We start from the raw sequence: 17,007 nt of genomic DNA, 5'->3' as shown, positions 1-17,007 counted from the left end.
AAGGCCATGTTGTTCCTGGGACCCTATTTTTCCAGGGCAGTGATTTTTTCGTAGAGCCAGGCATTGACCGGGGCCTCGATGGCAAAGGTTCTGGCCTTGGAGAGCAGGGTCCCGGAAAAAAGCTCCACTTCCGTGGGCCGATGGGCCAGGGCATCCTGGCGCATGGAGGGCATGCTCTCGGAACTCAAGGCGTCGGCCAGGGCCACGTATTCCTCGAAGTCCCTCTCGTCCAGGGCAATGCCCTGGGCATTGGCAACAGCCATGGCCTCGCGCATGGCGCCCTTGAAGACTTGTCTTGGCTCGCCCTCGTGCTGGAGGGTGCCATAGGTGCCCTCGAAGACTGTGATGGTTTGGTTGATGCCGCAGTTGAACATCCATTTGGCGTAGAGCCTGTGCAGGATGTCCTTGTCCACCATGTGGGGGATGCCCACTCTTTCGAAAAAGGCCGCAAGTTCCTGCACGCTTTCCTGAAGTTCCTCCCGATCCGTACCGATCACGAGCTTGCCGTGCTGGGAGCATGAAAGCTTCTGATCCACGCGCAAGGCGTCCATGCCTTGCGCAATGCAGTGAATGACGCGGGCCTCGGGATAGGCAGTGCGCAGCATGTCCTCGCTTGTGACCCCGTTCAGAAGGGAGATGATGATGGTCCCTTCGCCCACATGGTTGGCAATGTCCCGTATGGTCTGCTCAAGGCCCGTCGCCTTCACGCAGACCATGATAAGGTCCGCCTTGTGTTCGGGTTTTTCCTCTGGGGCCATGAGGGAAAGGTCAAGGCGTATGTTGTTGCAGAAGATGCCTTCCCTTGCGTAGCGCTTCTGGCGCTCTGTATCTGCGATGCATGTGAGGGTGCAAAGATCAGGGTGGCTTGCGAGATCGCGGGCGTGCAGGATGCCAAGGGCGCCAAGGCCTATGAGGGAAACTCGGACAGGGTGTGTGAGGGACATGGAAAACCTCGTGTTGCAGGATGGTGAAATGGGAGCTTTAGCCTTGCACCCCTTGGGCAAATTGGCAAGGCATTTTTCTTGGAAAAAAATCTGCTAATTTTAAATAATAGCAATTTCTGCCGAAAAATACCTTTGCCAACTACTGCAATCTGATGTCTGTCTGAACTTTGACAACCGATACTTGCTCAATAATATTTTCCCACAAACCAGCGCGAGAGTGGCGAAATAACAATACAAATGCTACAGACTTGGGGTAAAATGTCAAGGGCCATAGACATGGCGAAGTTCTCCTTCATGAAAAAACATTGACGAGAATAGAATATTCGGCTAATTATGCTAATTAACAAATTTTAGCCGAAAAAAAAATTGAATTTATGTTCGGCAATATTTTTTAGATCGTGAAGAAGACTTGTTGCAGGAATGGAGGAATTGAGCATGCCCTATCTCAAGCGACACATGGAAGATCTTGTTCTGGCTTTAAGCGATTCGTGGCCAGCCATTCTGCTCACAGGCCCGCGCCAGGCAGGCAAAACTACGATGCTCAGGCATCTCGCGGAGCTGGAGAACAAAAACAGGAACTACGTGAGTCTTGATGATCTGACAGTTAGGGAATTGGCAAAAACCGATCCCAAAATGTTTTTGCAGCGATATAGACCCCCGGTTCTCATAGACGAGGTGCAGTATGCGCCGGAGCTATTTACCTACATCAAAATTCACATTGACGAAAAACAGCGTTCTGGAGACTTCTGGCTCACGGGTTCCCAGATTTTTCGCCTCATGCGTGGAGTTCAGGAATCCTTGGCTGGGCGTGTCGCTATACTCAATATGTCTCCCTTGTCCCAGAGGGAAATTACAGGCAATGCCCAGCAGCCTTTTTCCCTGGATTTTGAGACACTCCTGAAGCAAAGTGACACGATTTCTCCGGTATCCGTCCCCGCCATGTACGAACGCCTCTGGTTTGGCTGCATGCCTGGGCTTGTCAGCAACAGACGTGTGAACCGTGACACCTATTACTCTTCTTATATAACGACTTACGTGGAACGAGATGTGCGCGATCTTTCCGGGGATATTGACGCGCTCAAGTTTTTGCGTTTCTTGAGGTCTGTAGCTGCGCGCGTCTCCCAGCTTGTGAGCTACAAGTCCATGGCGGACGATGCAGAAATCCCCCTGAGTATAGCCAAAAGTTGGCTCGATGTTCTTGAAACACAGGGCATAGTTTTCCTGCTGCACCCATATTCAAACAATGTCCTGAAGAGAACCATCAAGACACCAAAACTCTACTTTTATGATACGGGACTGGTATGCTATCTGGCCAGATGGGCTTCTGCCGAAGTCGCAGAAACAGGCGTCATGAACGGCGCTCTTCTGGAAAACTTCGCTGTCTCCGAGATCGTGAAAAATTATCAAAACGCGGGGCTTGAGCCATTTGTGTATTACTATAGGGACAGGGATGACAAGGAAATAGATCTTCTTTTGGAAAGAGATGGTACCCTGTTTCCCATAGAGATTAAAAAGACCACAATACCTGACAGGCGTATAACCAAGGGATTTGGCGTTATCGGGAAGTCGCCTCTCAAAAGGGGAACTGGCGCTGTCCTTTGCCTTGCCGACACCCTTGCGGCCTTTGATGCGGACAATCTCATAGTCCCAATATGGCTGATCTAGCGCAGCACAAAAACTGCTTGTCTCCCTCTCTTGCCTGCCCCGTGTCTGGATAAACACGGGGCCTTTTTGTCTGCATGTGAAACATGCCTTGCTGTGAAACAATCGTTGACATCTGACGTACTCGTGTCATTATGGCACAAATTGTGGACCAGGGACATCGGTTCACTATGTCACTTTTGTGTTTCACTCACATGTTTCAATGTTTCACTTTTACAGTGTTACAATACATTGCAGATGAAACGTTGTTCATCCGGGAACACCATCACGCTGAAAGGAGGAGAATATGTCAGAGAACATTCGCAAACTTAGGCAAATGCTGAAAGTGCTACAAGTGGAGCACTGGCTGGGTCTCGTCCTTGGCGTGGTGGCCTTTTTGCTCATCACTCTGAACGACCCCTGTTTCGGTATGCCGGACAAGGCCTGGAAATGCCTTGGTCTTGTGCTGCTCATGGTCATCTGGTGGGCAACGGAAGCAGTGCCCCTGCCTGTAACGGCCCTTCTCCCCATGATTTTCATCCCGCTATTGGGGCTCGGGACAACGAAAACAGCCACAGCTCCCTACGCAAATCCCACAATCTACCTCTTCTTTGGCGGCTTTCTGCTTGGCCTTGCCATGGAAAAGTGCAATCTCCACAAGCGCATTGCCCTGAACATCCTGGCAAAGGTGGGCTCCGATCCCAAAAGACAGATAGCAGGATTCATGATTGCCACGGGTTTCATCAGCATGTGGGTGAGCAATACAGCCACGGCCATCATGATGCTGCCCATTGGCATATCCGTAGTCTCTGTCGTGACCCACGGCCAGGAGAAGGGAGAGGCCAGGCGCTTTGGCAGTGCGCTCATGCTGGCCATTGCCTATGCCTCAAGCATAGGCGGCATGGGCACACTGATTGGGACCCCCCCAAACGCGCTCCTCAGGGCCTTTCTGGCCGAGAGGTACGGTATTGTCATAGGCTTTGGACAGTGGATGATTCTGGGCGTTCCCCTGGTCATCGTTCTCACCATCATCACCTGGTGGTGGCTGACAAGAAGGGGCTTCAACTTCGAGCAGACCAACGTGCATGAGCATATTGAAAAAGAGCTGGCAGAGCTCGGGCCCATCAGCCACGCCGAGGTGCTCACCTCGCTGCTCTTCAGCGGTGCTGCCGCGTGCTGGATACTGCAGCCTCTCATCAGCTCTGTCCTGCCCTTTGTGGACGACACATTCATTGCCATCACCTTCGGCATCCTGCTTTTCATAGTGCCAGTGGACTTCAAGCATCATTGCTGCGTCATGGAGTGGAAGGACGCGCGCAAGCTTCCCTGGGGCATACTCCTGCTCTTTGGCGGCGGACTTTCCCTGGCAGGCACCATCAATTCCTCCGGCCTTGCCACCTGGATGGCAGATATCCTCAATTCCCTGCAGCATGTGCCCTTCGTGGTCATGCTCTTTATCCTGGTCATTGTCGTTCAGCTCCTCACCGAATGCACATCCAATACCGCGACAGCTGCGGCCTTTTTGCCCCTTGCGGGCATCATGGCGGCAGCCCAGGGCATGAACCCGGCAGCCTTCGCAATCCCTGCGGCAGTTGCCGCAAGCTGCGCCTTCATGCTGCCGGTGAGCACTCCTCCCAACGCCATAGTGTTCCGCAGCGGTGTCCTCACCATCCCGGACATGCTGAAGGCAGGAATGTTCCTCACCTTCACGAGCGGCGTTGTGGTCACCCTGCTGGTCGCAACCATTGGTCCACTGATCTTCTGGTAATCCTCACTGGGGCCAGGATGTGCAAAAACCCGCTTGCTGCGCACTCCCTGGCCCCAACCGCATTTGAGCCCCCGCCTGCTTGTGCTTCGGGGGCTTTTTCTGTACTCCAAGGTCACCTTGAAGGCGGAGGCTTTTTCTGCCTCAAAGAAAAATTGTGGGGGACGTCACGTGAACGCGAGTGAGAAAGGGCCAAGCGCCATCTTCTTCTATACAGCACGCCTGCACTGGCTTGGCAAAAGCTATATTACTCGGGAACTGGAAAAGGCCGGGCTTTGCTGCAGCATTGTGCCAAGCCACGGCGACATTCTGAACCAGCTTCTGCACCGCGAAAGCTGCAAGATGACCGAACTTGCCCGCCTCATTCACAAGAGCAAGTCCACCCTGACAACCCTGGTGGAAAAGCTGGAAAAAAACGGCTACGTGCGCCGCGTCCAGGATCCGGACGATCAGCGGGGCGTGCTCGTGACCCTGACGGACAGGGGGCGAGAGCTCGCACCATTTGTGGAAAATGTGTCCAGGGGCCTGGACGATATGCTTAGGGCGCGCCTTTCCGAAGAAGAAATGGCAACTCTCGAGGCATTGCTCAAGAAAAGTCTCGGGCCTGAAGCAAAACATCAGGACAATTCCGCAGCATCTTCTCGCAGGGCATGAAAAAAGGGCGGTACCTTGCGATACCGCCCAAGGCATAAGTCTGTATGGTGTGCTACCAGAGGCCCCTTTCCTGGCAGGGACGTTTGACAAACGGATTCTCGTTGCCCTGCAGGTTTTCTATGCGCCTTGCCCTTGTGCACTCCCAGGAGTCCACGGGATAGGTTCTGTCCCAGGCCTCGAACAGGCGCTTTTGCTGTGAGCTCAGCCTGTATTCGGGGTAAGCCCAGGCCATGTAGAGGCCTGCGCGGGCGACCTGTCCCTTTGCGCGCGCCGGAGGCTCGAAGCGCCTGCCGTCCACCTTGGCCTCACAGCTGCCAAAGTCCGGGGCAACACCGGGGAGTTCGCTGTACTGGAAGTTGCCGCGTATTGCGTTGACTGCACCTATGGAAGGGAAGAGGTTGTACATGTCAGCCTGCATGTAACGGTAGCGCTGATTCACCTTTTCCGCGCACTTGCGCCCCTTGAAGGGCTTGCCGTTTTTGTTGACGCACAAGGCGTCGCCCTCGCGCCATTCCACAAAGGCACGTCCGAAGTTTTCTGCCGGAACAGTGTGTTCCCACTCTACCTTAAGAGCGCGCTTGGCATGGGAGGGAGTGGTAAAGCCCTGCGGCAGATCTATGTTCTTTTTGCTGTCAAAGGTTGCCCCGCAGTACACTGTCACCCTGTGGTCGTGGTAGACCTGTCGCTCAAGCAGGCGCTTTGCCGTATTGAAGCTGTCGTTGGCGGTATTGCCCCTGTCTGCAGCCTGGGAGAGGGGAGCCATGGCAAGCACAAGGGCCATCACGATGGGTGCGAATAAAATCTGTCGCATTAGTCCTCCTCCTTGGCATTCTTCTTGCCGAGGGCCTTGCGCAGAGCGTCGCGCCAGGCCTTCAGCACTTCCACACGGGCGTACTTCTTGTCCTCTGCGGAAATGATGCGCCAGGGCGCGTAGGCCGTGCTTGTGCGCAAAAACATTTCATCTGCAGCAGTGACGTACTGATCCCACTTCTCTCTGTTGCGCCAGTCCTCGGGCGTTATCTTGTGGCGCTTCCAGGGGGTCTGTTCGCGTTCGCGGAATCTGCGCAGCTCCTCGTCCGGGGAAATGTGCAGCCAGAATTTGAGCAGAATGTTGTTGTTGCGCACAAGCTGCTGTTCGAAGTGGTTGATTTCGGCATAGGCCCTGCTCCAGTCCGTGCGCGGAGTGAGCTTTTCCACGCGCTCGACCAGAACGCGGCCGTACCAGGAGCGATCGTAGATGGTGACAAAGCCTGCGCCCGGAATGTGGCGCCAGAAACGCCACAGATAGTGGTGGGCCAGCTCCTCGTCCGTGGGCGAGCTGATGGGGATGACGCGGGCTATGCGCGCGTCGACGCCACCCAAAAGCCTGCGTATGGTGCCGCCCTTGCCGGCAGCGTCCATGCCCTCGAAGAGCAGGGTGCTCGAAATCTGCTTCCTGTAGGCCTCGAAGGTGAGCTCCTGCAGCTCCTTTTGCAGGGTTTTAAGCTCCTTTTTGTAGACGTCGCGCTCGATGGTCTTTGAAAGGTCGATAACTTCCAGGGTGTTCAGGGGAATTTTGGCAAGGAAACCCTTGCGCTCCACTGGCTGTCCGAGCCAGTCTACCTGGCTTCCGGGAACAAGTGCATCCGCGTCCTGCGCTGCGCTCTCCCCCTGTGCTTCGGCCGGACGGGTTGCAGGGTCCGGCTTGACGGAAGGCGACGTGTCCTCCTTTTTCAGGACCTCAAGGCCTGCCTGCACTGCGGCCTTGAGGCCGAGGGCACGGTTCACCGTATCGATGATGGCCTTGCCCACTGCCAGATTGCGGAAATTTTCGTCCTTGGCGTCGATGATGTTCCAGGGAGCGTTGGTGCGATCCGTGAGGGTGATGGCTTCGGCAGCAGCGTCCACCTGGGTGTCGTAGAGCTCGGCTGCCTTCTTGCGCAGGGGGGCAAGGTGGTGGAGGTTCAGGGTGTCAATCCTTTGCTGCAGGCGCTTTTCGTAGGTCTTTTTGTCCAGATGCAGCCAGATCTTCACGATGATCATGCCGGAAAGGGCGAGGCTGTCCTCAAGGCCCTTGAATTCGTTGACAAGGGAGTAGTACTCGCCCTGACCGATTTCACCCATGCAGTACCTGTGCAAAAGGGTGCCGTACCAGCCGTCGAAGAAGAGAGCTGTTTCGCCCTTGCCGGGCAGACAGCGCCAGAAGCGCCATTCAAGGGGCCTCTCCCTCTGCTCGTCCGTCTCCCGCCAGAACACGTGGTTGGTGAGGAATTTTCCGTCCATCCACTCGGATATCTTGTTCATAACCTGGCCGCGACCTGTGCTTTCAAGGCCGCTGACTATGATGAGCAGGGGGATTTTCTTCTCCCTGCAGGCCTGCTGCGCCTCGAAGACCTTCATGCGCAGCATGGGTTCGTACTGATCGTATTCCTTTCCGGGGCAGCTCCTGCCCAGTATGACTGTGTCGAACATCTGTATCTCCCGGGGTGCCGGAGGGCGCCTCCTTTTCGGTCCCGCTTTTTCCCATGTTCCGGAGTATGCGAGAACCGCCAGAAAGTATGGAAGAAAAGCAGGGCATGTGCAAGAGTTGGTTTGTCTGGATTTTGGGACGAACTTGACAGGGGAAGGGCCCGACACTAGGAAAAAAGTCCGCTACCACACGAAATGCCCGCCTGCAGGAAGATTCTGCATGGGGGCCCAAAGGACGGGGCAAAAGCCCGGGAGGAAGCCATGGCAGTCACAGTTGTTGATCACCCCCTTGTTCGCCACAAGCTTGGCATTCTTCGTCGCGACGACACTGGAACAAGCGATTTTCGCCGCATTGCCAACGAGATTGCCCAGCTTCTGGTCTACGAGGCGAGCAAGAACTTTGTGACGGAGAAGAAGGTGGTGCAGGGTTGGGCAGGGCCCGTGGAGGTGGACTGCCTGCAGGGCAAGAAGGTCACCATAGTGCCCATACTGCGCGCAGGTCTTGGGCTCATGGACGGGGTCTTGAGTATGCTGCCCGGCGCCAAGATCAGCGTTGTGGGCCTCTACCGCAACGAGGAAACCCTGGAGCCTGTGGAGTACTACGCAAAGTTCGCCTCGGCCCTTGAGGAGCGCCTTGCCATTGTGCTCGATCCCATGCTCGCCACAGGCGGCTCCCTGATAGCTGCCCTGGATCTCTTGAAAAGGCGCGGGGCACGCCACATCTGCTCCCTGCACCTTGTGAGCGCACCGGAAGGCCTTGAGAAGGTCACAAGGGCCCACCCGGACGTAGATATCTACACGGCAGCCATAGATGATCATCTGAACGAGAACGGCTACATCATCCCGGGCCTTGGCGACGCAGGAGACCGCATCTTCGGCACAAGATAGGAAGACGCTGTTTTCTCATTGCCGAGGCTGGGGCAGGGCTTTCATGTGCAGCATGGGGAAGCCCTTGTCCTCGCGTTTTGGAAAAGGATGCCGGTCTTTCTGCAAACCCCCATATCCTCTTCTTCATGTTGCGAGCAAAAACAGGACAAAAAGAAAATGTTTCCTGCAAGGTGCATGGTTTCTTTTGTACAATGTCGTGTACAAAAAGACAGAATCTTGCCAAAACAAGGGCAGAAAGAACGCAAGATGCAGGAAACAAGAGGCAATATGTTTGCGCAGGCTTGACATTTTTTTCCCTCTTGGGCAATTTTGATCAAATTCCTGTCGGGCACAGGAAATTCAAGGAGATCTTCTATGAAACGTATTCTGCTTGCGCTGGTGATGGTGTGCGCGCTCGCACTTCCCAGCGTTTCCAATGCTGCAAGCGGCATGTACCTTGCTCCCAAGTTCTTGATGACCGTACAGAACACGGGAACAGTGGACCGCGGCAACGGCATGGGTGGCCTTGGCATGGATCCCTACAGCCAGTTCACCCTTGGTGGCGCCCTGGCAGCCGGCTATGACTTCTGGCCCCAGAACATGTTCCCCCTGCGCGTCGAGCTCGAATTTGCCATGCGTGGCAACAGCGAGACCGAGTGGAGCGGTATTTTGGGCACTGGTGACATGACCTTCAATTCCACCACCCTTCTTGCCAATGTCTACTACGACTTCCACAACTCCACTGCCTTCACCCCCTATGTTGGTGCAGGTCTTGGCCTTGCCTTCAACTACTTTGGTGTTGACTGGAAATATCACGACGGAACCCCCGGCGGCAGCATTGACGACCGCCAGACCAACTTTGCCTGGCAGGTGGGCGCAGGTGTTGCCTACAGCTTCACCGACAACATGGCTGTCGACGTCGCCTACCGCTACCTCGACCTTGGCTACACCCAGGTCGACGGCCACTACGGCGACGTGGGTATCCGCCCCTACAACCACGAAATCATGCTTGGCCTGCGCTTCGGTTTCTAGGCCGCGCGGCTGACATATTCCTTGGTCCCCTGTCCTTCGTGATGGGGGACTTTTTTTGTGCCCAGAACATGGACCGATGGGGAAGGGCGCGCATGATCTCTTTCCCTTGCATTTGTTCGCTTTTGCATTGCCTCTTTGCCTGAACGGGCCTATAGTAGGTTTTGCGCCCGCTCATTTTTGTGGGCGATATCGTTTGGGAGGTCGGTCATGGCTATCGTCAAGGGAGAATTTTCCCTTATCATCAAACTCTTGGTTGGCATATTTGCAGGCGCGCTTTTGGGCATGCTGCTTGGCTCGAACGCCGACAGCGGCTTTGTGCAAAGCTGCATGAACGTGGTGGTTTCCCTGAAGCATCTCTTCGGGCAGATCATCTTCTTCCTTGTGCCCCTGGTCATCGTGGGCTTTATTACGCCAGCCATCATCCGCCTGGGCGCAAACGCGAGCAGAATGCTCTTCGTGGCTGTGTCCCTGGCCTACATCTCCTCGCTGGCAGGCGCCATCTTCTCCATGACAGCTGGCTACATCATCATCCCCAATCTGTCCGTAGCCACCTCCGCAGACGCTCTGCGCAAGCTGCCGGAGATCATTTTCCGCCTGGATATCCCGCCGCTCTTTTCGGTCATGACCGCCCTTGTGCTGGCGCTTCTCTTCGGTCTGGCCGTAGCGCTCACAAAGTCCGAGAGTTTTGCCAAACTCTTCATGGAGCTTGAGCGCATAGTGAGCAAGCTCATCAACCTTGTCCTCATTCCCGTTCTGCCCCTCTTCGTCGGCCTGTGCTTCCTCTCCCTCGCCTACGAGGGGCTTTTGAGCATCCATCTGCCCGTCTTCATCTCCATGGTGCTCATCGTCATCTGCGGCCACTTCATCTGGCTCGCAGTGCTCTACGGCATTGCCGGTATCATGTCCGGCAGAAAGCCATCCGAGGTCTTCAAACACTACCTGCCTGCCTACCTTACCGCAGTTGGCACCATGTCCTCGGCAGCAACCCTGCCCGTTGCCCTGCGCTGTGCACGCAAGTCCTCGGTTTTGAGCAAGACCATGACGGAATTCATGATCCCGCTTGGATCCACAGTGCATCTGTGCGGATCGGTCATCACCGAAACCTTCTTTGTCATGACCCTGCATCTCATGCTCTACGGTGCGCTGCCGAGCCTTGGCACCATGCTGGTCTTTTGTGTGCTTCTGGCAGTCTTTGCAGTGGGCGCTCCAGGTGTTCCCGGCGGCACTGTTGTCGCCTCCCTTGGTATCGTGACAGGCGTGCTCGGCTTTGACGCCAATGGTGTCGCACTCCTCATCGCCATCTTTGCCCTGCAGGACAGCTTTGGCACAGCCTGCAACGTGACGGGCGACGGCGCCCTTGCCCTCATGATGGAAGGCCTGTTCAACAAGCACGGCGAGCTCGGCCCCTTGCAGGGGGAAGAGGAGGCCACAGAAGCCTAGCCGTACCCCGATTCTGACTAAAAAAGGGCCGAGGTTTTTCCAATGGAAAGACTGCGGCCCTTTTTTGTCGCAAAAAAAGTGCTTGACTCTCGCTTTGTGAAGGCTGTACCAAGGGCGCCCCATTTCCCTGTTTTTCCTGTTTTTCCTGTTTTTCGCACGCATTTTTTCGGAGGCGTGGATGGAGCCTGATACCCTTGCCCTCGTACGTTTTTGCATAGACATGGCCTGTGTCGCAGCCTTTGCCCTGTCAGGCGTGCTCGCGGCCAGAGACCGCAAGGCGGAACTGGATCTTTTCGGCGTGGTGGTGGTTGCCGTGGTCACGGCCATTGGCGGCGGCACACTGCGTGATGTCCTTCTCGATGTCCCTGTCTTCTGGCTCGAGGACACCACCTTCATCTACTGCCCCATCATCGCGGGCCTCATAGGCTTTATGTTCACAGCAGGGCGCGTTCACCCGAAGATCGATCTCATGGTCAATGTACTCGACGCCATAGGCCTTGCCTACTTTTCGGTGCTTGGGGCGGACAAGGCACTGCAGATTGGCATGAGCCCCATGACCTGCGTGCTCATGGGCGTCATGACTGGTATATGCGGCGGCATGATGCGCGACACCTACACAAGGCAGGTACCCTTTGTGATGCGCAAAAACGGCGAGATGTACGCAACTGCCGCTCTGATAGGCTGTGTTATCGTGGTCTGCGTGCCGAGAACAGAGGGATTGTGGGCAGGAGGCCTTGTCTGCCTTGCCATCAGGCTTGCCGCCATACGCTGGAAGATAAGGCTTCCAAGCGTAACCTGGTAGAAACGGGAACAAATCAGCTGGGCGCGAGGGGCTTCAAAAATGCAGACCTTGCACCCTCTTTTTTCGGGCCTTGATCTTTGCTCCCATTTGCGCAAAGGTGTGTAGGAAAGTACAGACTCTTGCGCGACATGCTTTTTAGCAGGTTTCACGCAAGGGGACTGCCATGGGGACGCATGTCCCGGAGGACGGCTATGGCTTTGGCAGACACAATTTTCGGAAAAAAAGGCGCAGTAGCATCGCGCTCTTTTTCCGTGTCCTGCGTTCCCTGAATTTTTGTGCGTGCGGTGGGACAGGTTGTCCCGCGTCGATTGCCGGACCCTGTGGTTTCATGCGCGCACAAGATGTCTCAAGTGTGATCAAATACGCCCCGGGAATCTGGCAAGAAGTTCCACCGCATGCAGGCAGATGCTTGAGAGTGCGGTTTTTTTGTACCCTTTGGCATTTGTCCGAAATTCAGGATTTTTTCAGGCATCTTGAAGGAGGGAAACATGAGGAACAACTTTCTTGCCACCACACCAGGCGTTATCATCGTGGGCGCATTGATTGGTGTTTTGGCCATCTTTTTGCAAAAAATGGGCAATCCCGGAAACATGGGCATATGCGTTGCCTGCTTTGAGCGCGATCTGTCTGGCGGCCTTGGCCTGCACAGGGCTGCCATTGTGCAGTATCTGCGCCCCGAAATCGTGGGTCTTGTCTTCGGTGCCTTTGCGGCTGCCATAGCCACTGGCGAATTCAGGCCAAGGGGTGGCTCCTCCCCCATAATACGCTTTGTTTTGGGCATTATCGCTGCCATGGGTGCCCTGGTCTTCCTTGGCTGCCCCTGGCGCGCCATCCTGCGCCTTGCAGGCGGTGACGCAAACGCCATCCTGGGCATAGCAGGCCTTGGCGTGGGCATCTTCATTGGCACGCTCTTCTTCCGCAAGGGCTACTCCCTTGGCGCAAGCCAGAGACAAAGTGCTGCCACAGGCCTTGTCTTCCCCCTCATCATGTTTGGCGTGCTTGCCCTCTACCTTATCTATCCCCAGATTCAGGGAGAGATCCAGTCCGGCCCCATCTTCTACTCCGTGTCCGGTCCCGGCTCCAAGCACGCTCCCTTCCTCATTTCCCTGGGCGTTGCCTTTGTCATAGGCATAGGGGCCCAGAAGAGCCGCTTCTGCACAGTGGGCGCCTTGCGTGACCTTTTCCTCTTCGGCTCGACCCACCTCTTCCTTGGGCTTTGCGCCATGTTTGCGGCAGCCCTTGTGGCCAACCTCGCAACCGGCGGCTTCAACTTCGGCTTCGAGGGCCAGCCCGTAGCCCACACCATGAGCGTGTGGAACTTCATGGGCATGGTGACTGCTGGCCTTGCCTTTGCCCTGGCAGGCGGCTGCCCCGGAAGGCAGCTTTTCATGGCAGGCGAGGGCGATGGTGACGCAGGCCTCTTCGCCCTTGGCATGATCGTGGGCGCAGCCCTTGCCCACAACCTCGGCACTGCAAGCTCTGCCACTGGCATTGGCGCCCACGGCATAGCGGCGACGATAGTCGGCCTTGTTGTGTGCCTTGCCATCGGCTTTGCCCATATCCGCAAGGCCTAGTGTCCCGTATTTCGGAAACAGAGAAGAACAAAGGAGAACAAGAGGATGAGAACCATTGACTGCAGAGGGCTTTCCTGCCCCCAACCCCTGCTCATGTTTACCGAGGCCCACAAGAAGGACAGCGAGAGCCCCATGGATGTTCTGGTCGACAACCCTGCCAGCATGGAGAACGTGAGTCGCGCTGCCCGCAAGAAGGGCTGGAAGGTCGAGGTCGTGCCCTGCGAGGAACAGGGTGCCGGTGTCGTGCGCCTGGAGCTGCGCAAGTGAGTTTCAAGGCAGCCTTTGCAAGGATTTTCGGAGCCGGAAAACCGGCTACCGAAAAATCCGCGCCTTTGGGCAGTGCCCGCAGGAAGGGGGGCTCTGCCATGGAGCAGGGCTTCCTTGTCTTCGAGCAGACAGGAGACGTCATCTCGGCTGAGAGGCTCTTGAGAAAGCAAGGCTTTGCAGTGGAGGTCAAGGCGCCTCCGGCCGCTTTGCGCAAGGGGTGCGATATGGTGGTGGTCTGCCCCATCATGGCGCATCTGAAGATTCGCGCCCTTCTTGAGAAGGAGGGCCTGCATCCTCTCGACTACGTGCCTGTGTCCGATCCGCTCCTTGCGCCAGTGTCCCTGTTCCAGGTCACGGACTTTGGCAAATGGTTCATGGTGCGGGCAGCAAACATGAAGGTGACAGTGGAGAAGGAAAGCGGGCGTATCGTGAACGTTTCCGGAGGAGGGTGTCCGGACGTGCCCTATCTCGCAGGCCTTTTGCTCGGGAAAAGCCTTGACGAGGCGGACGAGCCAAGGCTGTACGGAAAGACCCTCTGCTCCTATGCCCTGCAAAGGGCCTTCGAGGAGGCTAAGCGCGTATGGCGTGGCTAGTGTGCGGGACCATTCCCGATCCTTCCCTGCCCCTAGGCTGGCAGACCCTTGCCTATGATATTGGAGAAGGGTGCCTCATTGGGGATGCGGATTTTGCAAGGCTTCATGTGCAGCGCGGAACCCCCACCCTGTATGCGGCATGCCTTCTTGCCTGCAGGGTCCTCGGTGTGGAAAGCCCCAGGGCGCTTTTTGTGGGCGACATTGGCGATGGAGTTGGCAGTGCAGCGCTCTACGCAGAGCTTTGCGCAAGGCTTTCCCCAAACGCGGACGAGTTTTCCGGCATCACCTTCCACTACCTTTTTCCGGATCTGGACGGGCACAACAGGGTGCTGGCAAGCCTTGAGGGGCATGCCAGGCGTCCCATGCTCGTGGCGGACGCAGGCTTCATGTACGCTGCCAAGATGAGCGGCTACGCAAGGGAATACGATCTCTTTACTCCTGATGCAGGCGAGCTGGCCTTTCTGGCGGATGAAAACGCGCCCCATCCGCTCTACACCAGGGGCTTTTTGCTGGACAGCGGGCATGAGGATGTGCCTGCCCTTGCCAAAAGGGCTTGGGAGTGCGGCAACGCGGCCCAGAACATGCTCGTGAAGGCCAGGGTGGACACCCTGGTTGTCGGCGGCGAGGTCAGGGGGAGAGTCGAGACTCCCAACGTGCCTGCCCTTGAGGCCATAGGAGGGACTGGCGACATCGTGGCAGGCCTTGTGTCCGCCATGCTGCACGCAGGCCTTGCCATGGAAAGGGCCTGCCTTGTGGCCGCACGGGCAGCCAGAAGGGCAGGGGAGCTTGCTTGTCCCACCCCGGCAACCCAGGTAACGGACATCCTTGCCCACATGGAGCAGGCAGTGGAAGAGACGCTTGCAAATACAGGCTGTTAGCTGACCCTGACTACGACAGAAGAGCGCCAGTCACACAAGGCGCAAAACAATGTCCCGGCATCGGGACAAGTATTTCCAGAAAAACGGCGACCGCCCAAAAGGCGATCGCCGTTTTTTCCCTTGAGCTCGCGGGTCTATACCGCTCACCGCTCCATAGACCTCCATGGGCGAACCGCGATATGGAGGATAGGCAGTATTGTGCTTTCCGGGCGCATCCAACGGTGTTTTCGAAATGTTGCCTTCGAAATGCAGTCTTCGATTGGGCAGCTCAGGGCAAATCCTAGGTCGTGTTGACAAAATCCAAGGGAGAACGGTCCTTTGGGGAAATTGGTATGCCCAGAGCCCGCTTCACAGGAAGATAGTCACGTGATGGATGCGGGCGAAGGTAGGCGTGAACTCCCTCGCGCCACCCTGATGGACTATTCATCCATACTGATTTCCCGGCAGAATCGGGAGACTGTGTATAACATATTTAAATTACTGTTGAATCCACAAGGTCTAAATTTCCCTCTAATCCGATATTTGACATTTGCCCAAAAAATAGCTTAGCATCCATTTTATAGCATAGCCCTACTGCTGTTCGAGTAGCAAGCTTGGCTTCATGTATCCATTCAGTCACCTCTCCTGAAAGCGGCACCCTTTGTGGGCAAGTGTACATTCTGCCGGCTTGCTTACTGGCTTAGCTGGATGAAATGACTTAACCACGTGGAGTTGAATAAAAATTTCGGAGAGTGCTAAATCGCGGTTGGTTCTTTGGGTTTAGGTATCAAAAATATCAGTAACTTAGGTGAGCAACGCCCACCGTGAGTTACCACTCTCCAATGGTCATGCTTTGGGAAAGAACTTTCGGACACTGTTTCATTCAACCTAGTAGTCTACTGATGTTCTGTCACTTTCTAGGGGAAATTCACGGCATCCTCCTGAACTTTTTCTAGCTTTTATAAAGCAATGTACATTTGTGATAAATTGGCAGTAAAAAGTCGAAAAGCGCTGATATAAATTATAGGAGATATTATGAGCAAATTTACATTAGAAAAATCATGTGTTGATACAATTAATGAAAAGGTACTGTACTCACTTGGAGCTAAAAAAAAGTTAGTTGGTAAGACTATCTTTAAACTTTCTCCGCAGTGGGAAAATTTTCTCCGTCTGCTCGCAAAAACTTCTCACCTTACAATTAGAGAGTTTTTGGATTCACTTGCAACAATTGCTCAGCAGGCGCATTCCAAGGGAGAGCTATTACTATCTTCTGAGCAGACAGAAGGCAAACGTATGAGTTATACTATCAGCAATGAAGCAAAAAAAACGTTTACTAAGTTAGCTCAAGAATATAGCACTACAAGAGATAATATTGTTCAAAGTACTCTTTCCTATATTGCTAATGAATTTAAAAAAAATTCATTAAGTATTCAGGAAAAAATAATGTATGGAAACATACTAAACGATGCACTTCATAAAATGTATAATATATATTTTTCTGAAGAAGTTTCAAATGCACGCAAAAAACTTTGTGCGGCAGGAGATCCATCGTTTTCAGAAGTAGATGAAAAGCTTGTTTATATAGAACAATTATCAGAAATAGACTTGTATTTGGATAATTATATTAAAGAAAAACAAAAAGAGCTTGTATAAGATTACAGTAATTATAATATATTAGATGTGCACAAAATATATATTGGATCAAGTAACTAAGAGTATATTTGCTTGTGATCAAGAAGCATATGAGAATAAGAGGATATCCGAAAACTAGCTCAATGATTACAGTATAGTAGATGAAGCTACCGTAGTGGTATTGTAGCTATAATACATGGTCCTCTACCTACAAATTGCCATTATGAAGAGCTAATTGCCTCATAGTATGCCAACAACGACTAATATCAATTCTACTAACATCGTGAATTTCCAGAAATCAGGCAACAGCTGACGTCAAAAATTGTATTCAACCATCGTTCTCAATGTATTGTAACTATTTGAAAACAAATGATTAACCTATTATAACCTAAGAGTTGAGCAAAAGTAGAACCATATTTTCTGGAGTGCTCAAAAGGATTCCTTATCAGAAAACTACACTAAGCCTGTGTAGGAGCAATCATCATTCGACA

Annotated in this window: 15 protein-coding genes; 12 read left to right on the top strand and 3 right to left on the bottom strand. The window is 54.2% G+C overall.

The genetic code is table 11. The features are described from left to right. Positions 1-23: 23 nt before the first annotated feature. Positions 24-944 carry a ketopantoate reductase family protein gene (locus B5F76_RS02810; RefSeq protein ID WP_087350762.1) on the bottom strand — a complete coding sequence of 307 codons (921 nt, stop codon included), beginning with the start codon at positions 942-944 and terminating at the stop codon, positions 24-26. 435 nt (positions 945-1,379) lie between these two features. Between B5F76_RS02810 and B5F76_RS02805 the strand changes: the two genes are divergently transcribed. The 3 genes from B5F76_RS02805 (at position 1,380) to B5F76_RS02795 (ending at position 5,004) form a co-directional block, all read left to right on the top strand. After that, positions 1,380-2,609: an ATP-binding protein gene (locus tag B5F76_RS02805; RefSeq protein WP_204218303.1), complete on the top strand. Its 1,230-nt coding sequence runs from the start codon at positions 1,380-1,382 to the stop codon at positions 2,607-2,609. A gap of 283 nt (positions 2,610-2,892) precedes the next feature. Next, a complete protein-coding gene (locus B5F76_RS02800) occupies positions 2,893-4,353 on the top strand; it encodes an SLC13 family permease (protein WP_204218302.1) in 1,461 nt (486 codons plus the stop codon). Positions 4,354-4,521: 168 nt separating this feature from the next. Beyond that, positions 4,522-5,004: a MarR family winged helix-turn-helix transcriptional regulator gene (locus B5F76_RS02795; protein ID WP_087351095.1), complete on the top strand. Its 483-nt coding sequence runs from the start codon at positions 4,522-4,524 to the stop codon at positions 5,002-5,004. Positions 5,005-5,056: 52 nt separating this feature from the next. Here the strand turns inward: B5F76_RS02795 and B5F76_RS02790 are convergent, their stop codons facing one another. Continuing rightward, entirely contained in the window at positions 5,057-5,815 is a 759-nt protein-coding gene (locus tag B5F76_RS02790) for an endonuclease (RefSeq protein ID WP_087350759.1), read from the bottom strand. Further along, positions 5,815-7,455, bottom strand: coding sequence for a polyphosphate kinase (locus B5F76_RS02785; RefSeq protein WP_087350757.1), 1,641 nt, complete (start codon positions 7,453-7,455; stop codon positions 5,815-5,817). The genes B5F76_RS02790 and B5F76_RS02785 overlap by 1 nt, the downstream gene beginning before the upstream one ends. Before the next feature lie 258 nt (positions 7,456-7,713). Here B5F76_RS02785 and upp point away from each other — a divergent pair, with 258 nt between their 5' ends. The 9 genes from upp (at position 7,714) to B5F76_RS02735 (ending at position 16,537) form a co-directional block, all read left to right on the top strand. Continuing rightward, entirely contained in the window at positions 7,714-8,340 is a 627-nt protein-coding gene (upp, locus tag B5F76_RS02780; RefSeq protein WP_087351092.1) for a uracil phosphoribosyltransferase, read from the top strand. Positions 8,341-8,694: 354 nt separating this feature from the next. Next, positions 8,695-9,351: an outer membrane protein gene (locus tag B5F76_RS02770; RefSeq protein WP_087350751.1), complete on the top strand. Its 657-nt coding sequence runs from the start codon at positions 8,695-8,697 to the stop codon at positions 9,349-9,351. A 207-nt stretch (positions 9,352-9,558) separates the two neighbouring features. Next, a complete protein-coding gene (locus B5F76_RS02765) occupies positions 9,559-10,791 on the top strand; it encodes a dicarboxylate/amino acid:cation symporter (protein ID WP_087350748.1) in 1,233 nt (410 codons plus the stop codon). 178 nt (positions 10,792-10,969) lie between these two features. Continuing rightward, positions 10,970-11,593: a trimeric intracellular cation channel family protein gene (locus B5F76_RS02760; RefSeq protein ID WP_087350745.1), complete on the top strand. Its 624-nt coding sequence runs from the start codon at positions 10,970-10,972 to the stop codon at positions 11,591-11,593. Between the two features lie 488 nt (positions 11,594-12,081). Further along, positions 12,082-13,167: a YedE family putative selenium transporter gene (gene yedE / locus B5F76_RS02755; protein ID WP_087350742.1), complete on the top strand. Its 1,086-nt coding sequence runs from the start codon at positions 12,082-12,084 to the stop codon at positions 13,165-13,167. 45 nt (positions 13,168-13,212) lie between these two features. Then, on the top strand, positions 13,213-13,434 hold the full coding sequence (locus tag B5F76_RS02750) for a sulfurtransferase TusA family protein (RefSeq protein ID WP_087350738.1): 222 nt from the start codon (positions 13,213-13,215) through the stop codon (positions 13,432-13,434). Next, entirely contained in the window at positions 13,431-14,027 is a 597-nt protein-coding gene (locus B5F76_RS02745) for a DUF3343 domain-containing protein (protein WP_239406933.1), read from the top strand. The genes B5F76_RS02750 and B5F76_RS02745 overlap by 4 nt, the downstream gene beginning before the upstream one ends. Then, the gene (locus B5F76_RS02740; RefSeq protein ID WP_087350735.1) at positions 14,015-14,905 is read left to right on the top strand and encodes an NAD(P)H-hydrate dehydratase; all 891 of its coding nucleotides are present in this window, start codon (positions 14,015-14,017) and stop codon (positions 14,903-14,905) included. The genes B5F76_RS02745 and B5F76_RS02740 overlap by 13 nt, the downstream gene beginning before the upstream one ends. 1,014 nt (positions 14,906-15,919) lie before the next feature. Beyond that, positions 15,920-16,537 (top strand): hypothetical protein, encoded by a 618-nt coding sequence (locus B5F76_RS02735; RefSeq protein WP_087350732.1) that lies wholly within the window; start codon positions 15,920-15,922, stop codon positions 16,535-16,537. The last annotated feature ends 470 nt before the right edge of the window (positions 16,538-17,007 follow it).

Source organism: Desulfovibrio sp. An276 (assembly GCF_002159665.1).
Classification (GTDB): Bacteria; Desulfobacterota; Desulfovibrionia; order Desulfovibrionales; family Desulfovibrionaceae; genus Desulfovibrio; species Desulfovibrio faecigallinarum.
This window is presented reverse-complemented; position numbering and strand designations above follow the sequence as displayed.

Excerpts from the sequence above, each read along its gene's own strand:
- B5F76_RS02790 (WP_087350759.1), bottom strand. The coding sequence starts at position 5,815 with ATGCGACAGATTTTATTCGCACCCATCGTGATGGCCCTTGTGCTTGCC.
- B5F76_RS02750 (WP_087350738.1), top strand. The coding sequence starts at position 13,213 with ATGAGAACCATTGACTGCAGAGGGCTTTCCTGCCCCCAACCCCTGCTC.
- B5F76_RS02765 (WP_087350748.1), top strand. The coding sequence starts at position 9,559 with ATGGCTATCGTCAAGGGAGAATTTTCCCTTATCATCAAACTCTTGGTT.
- B5F76_RS02735 (WP_087350732.1), top strand. The coding sequence starts at position 15,920 with ATGAGCAAATTTACATTAGAAAAATCATGTGTTGATACAATTAATGAA.
- B5F76_RS02740 (WP_087350735.1), top strand. The coding sequence starts at position 14,015 with ATGGCGTGGCTAGTGTGCGGGACCATTCCCGATCCTTCCCTGCCCCTA.
- B5F76_RS02805 (WP_204218303.1), top strand. The coding sequence starts at position 1,380 with ATGCCCTATCTCAAGCGACACATGGAAGATCTTGTTCTGGCTTTAAGC.
- upp (WP_087351092.1), top strand. The coding sequence starts at position 7,714 with ATGGCAGTCACAGTTGTTGATCACCCCCTTGTTCGCCACAAGCTTGGC.
- B5F76_RS02810 (WP_087350762.1), bottom strand. The coding sequence starts at position 944 with ATGTCCCTCACACACCCTGTCCGAGTTTCCCTCATAGGCCTTGGCGCC.
- B5F76_RS02785 (WP_087350757.1), bottom strand. The coding sequence starts at position 7,455 with ATGTTCGACACAGTCATACTGGGCAGGAGCTGCCCCGGAAAGGAATAC.
- B5F76_RS02760 (WP_087350745.1), top strand. The coding sequence starts at position 10,970 with ATGGAGCCTGATACCCTTGCCCTCGTACGTTTTTGCATAGACATGGCC.
- yedE (WP_087350742.1), top strand. The coding sequence starts at position 12,082 with ATGAGGAACAACTTTCTTGCCACCACACCAGGCGTTATCATCGTGGGC.
- B5F76_RS02800 (WP_204218302.1), top strand. The coding sequence starts at position 2,893 with ATGTCAGAGAACATTCGCAAACTTAGGCAAATGCTGAAAGTGCTACAA.
- B5F76_RS02770 (WP_087350751.1), top strand. The coding sequence starts at position 8,695 with ATGAAACGTATTCTGCTTGCGCTGGTGATGGTGTGCGCGCTCGCACTT.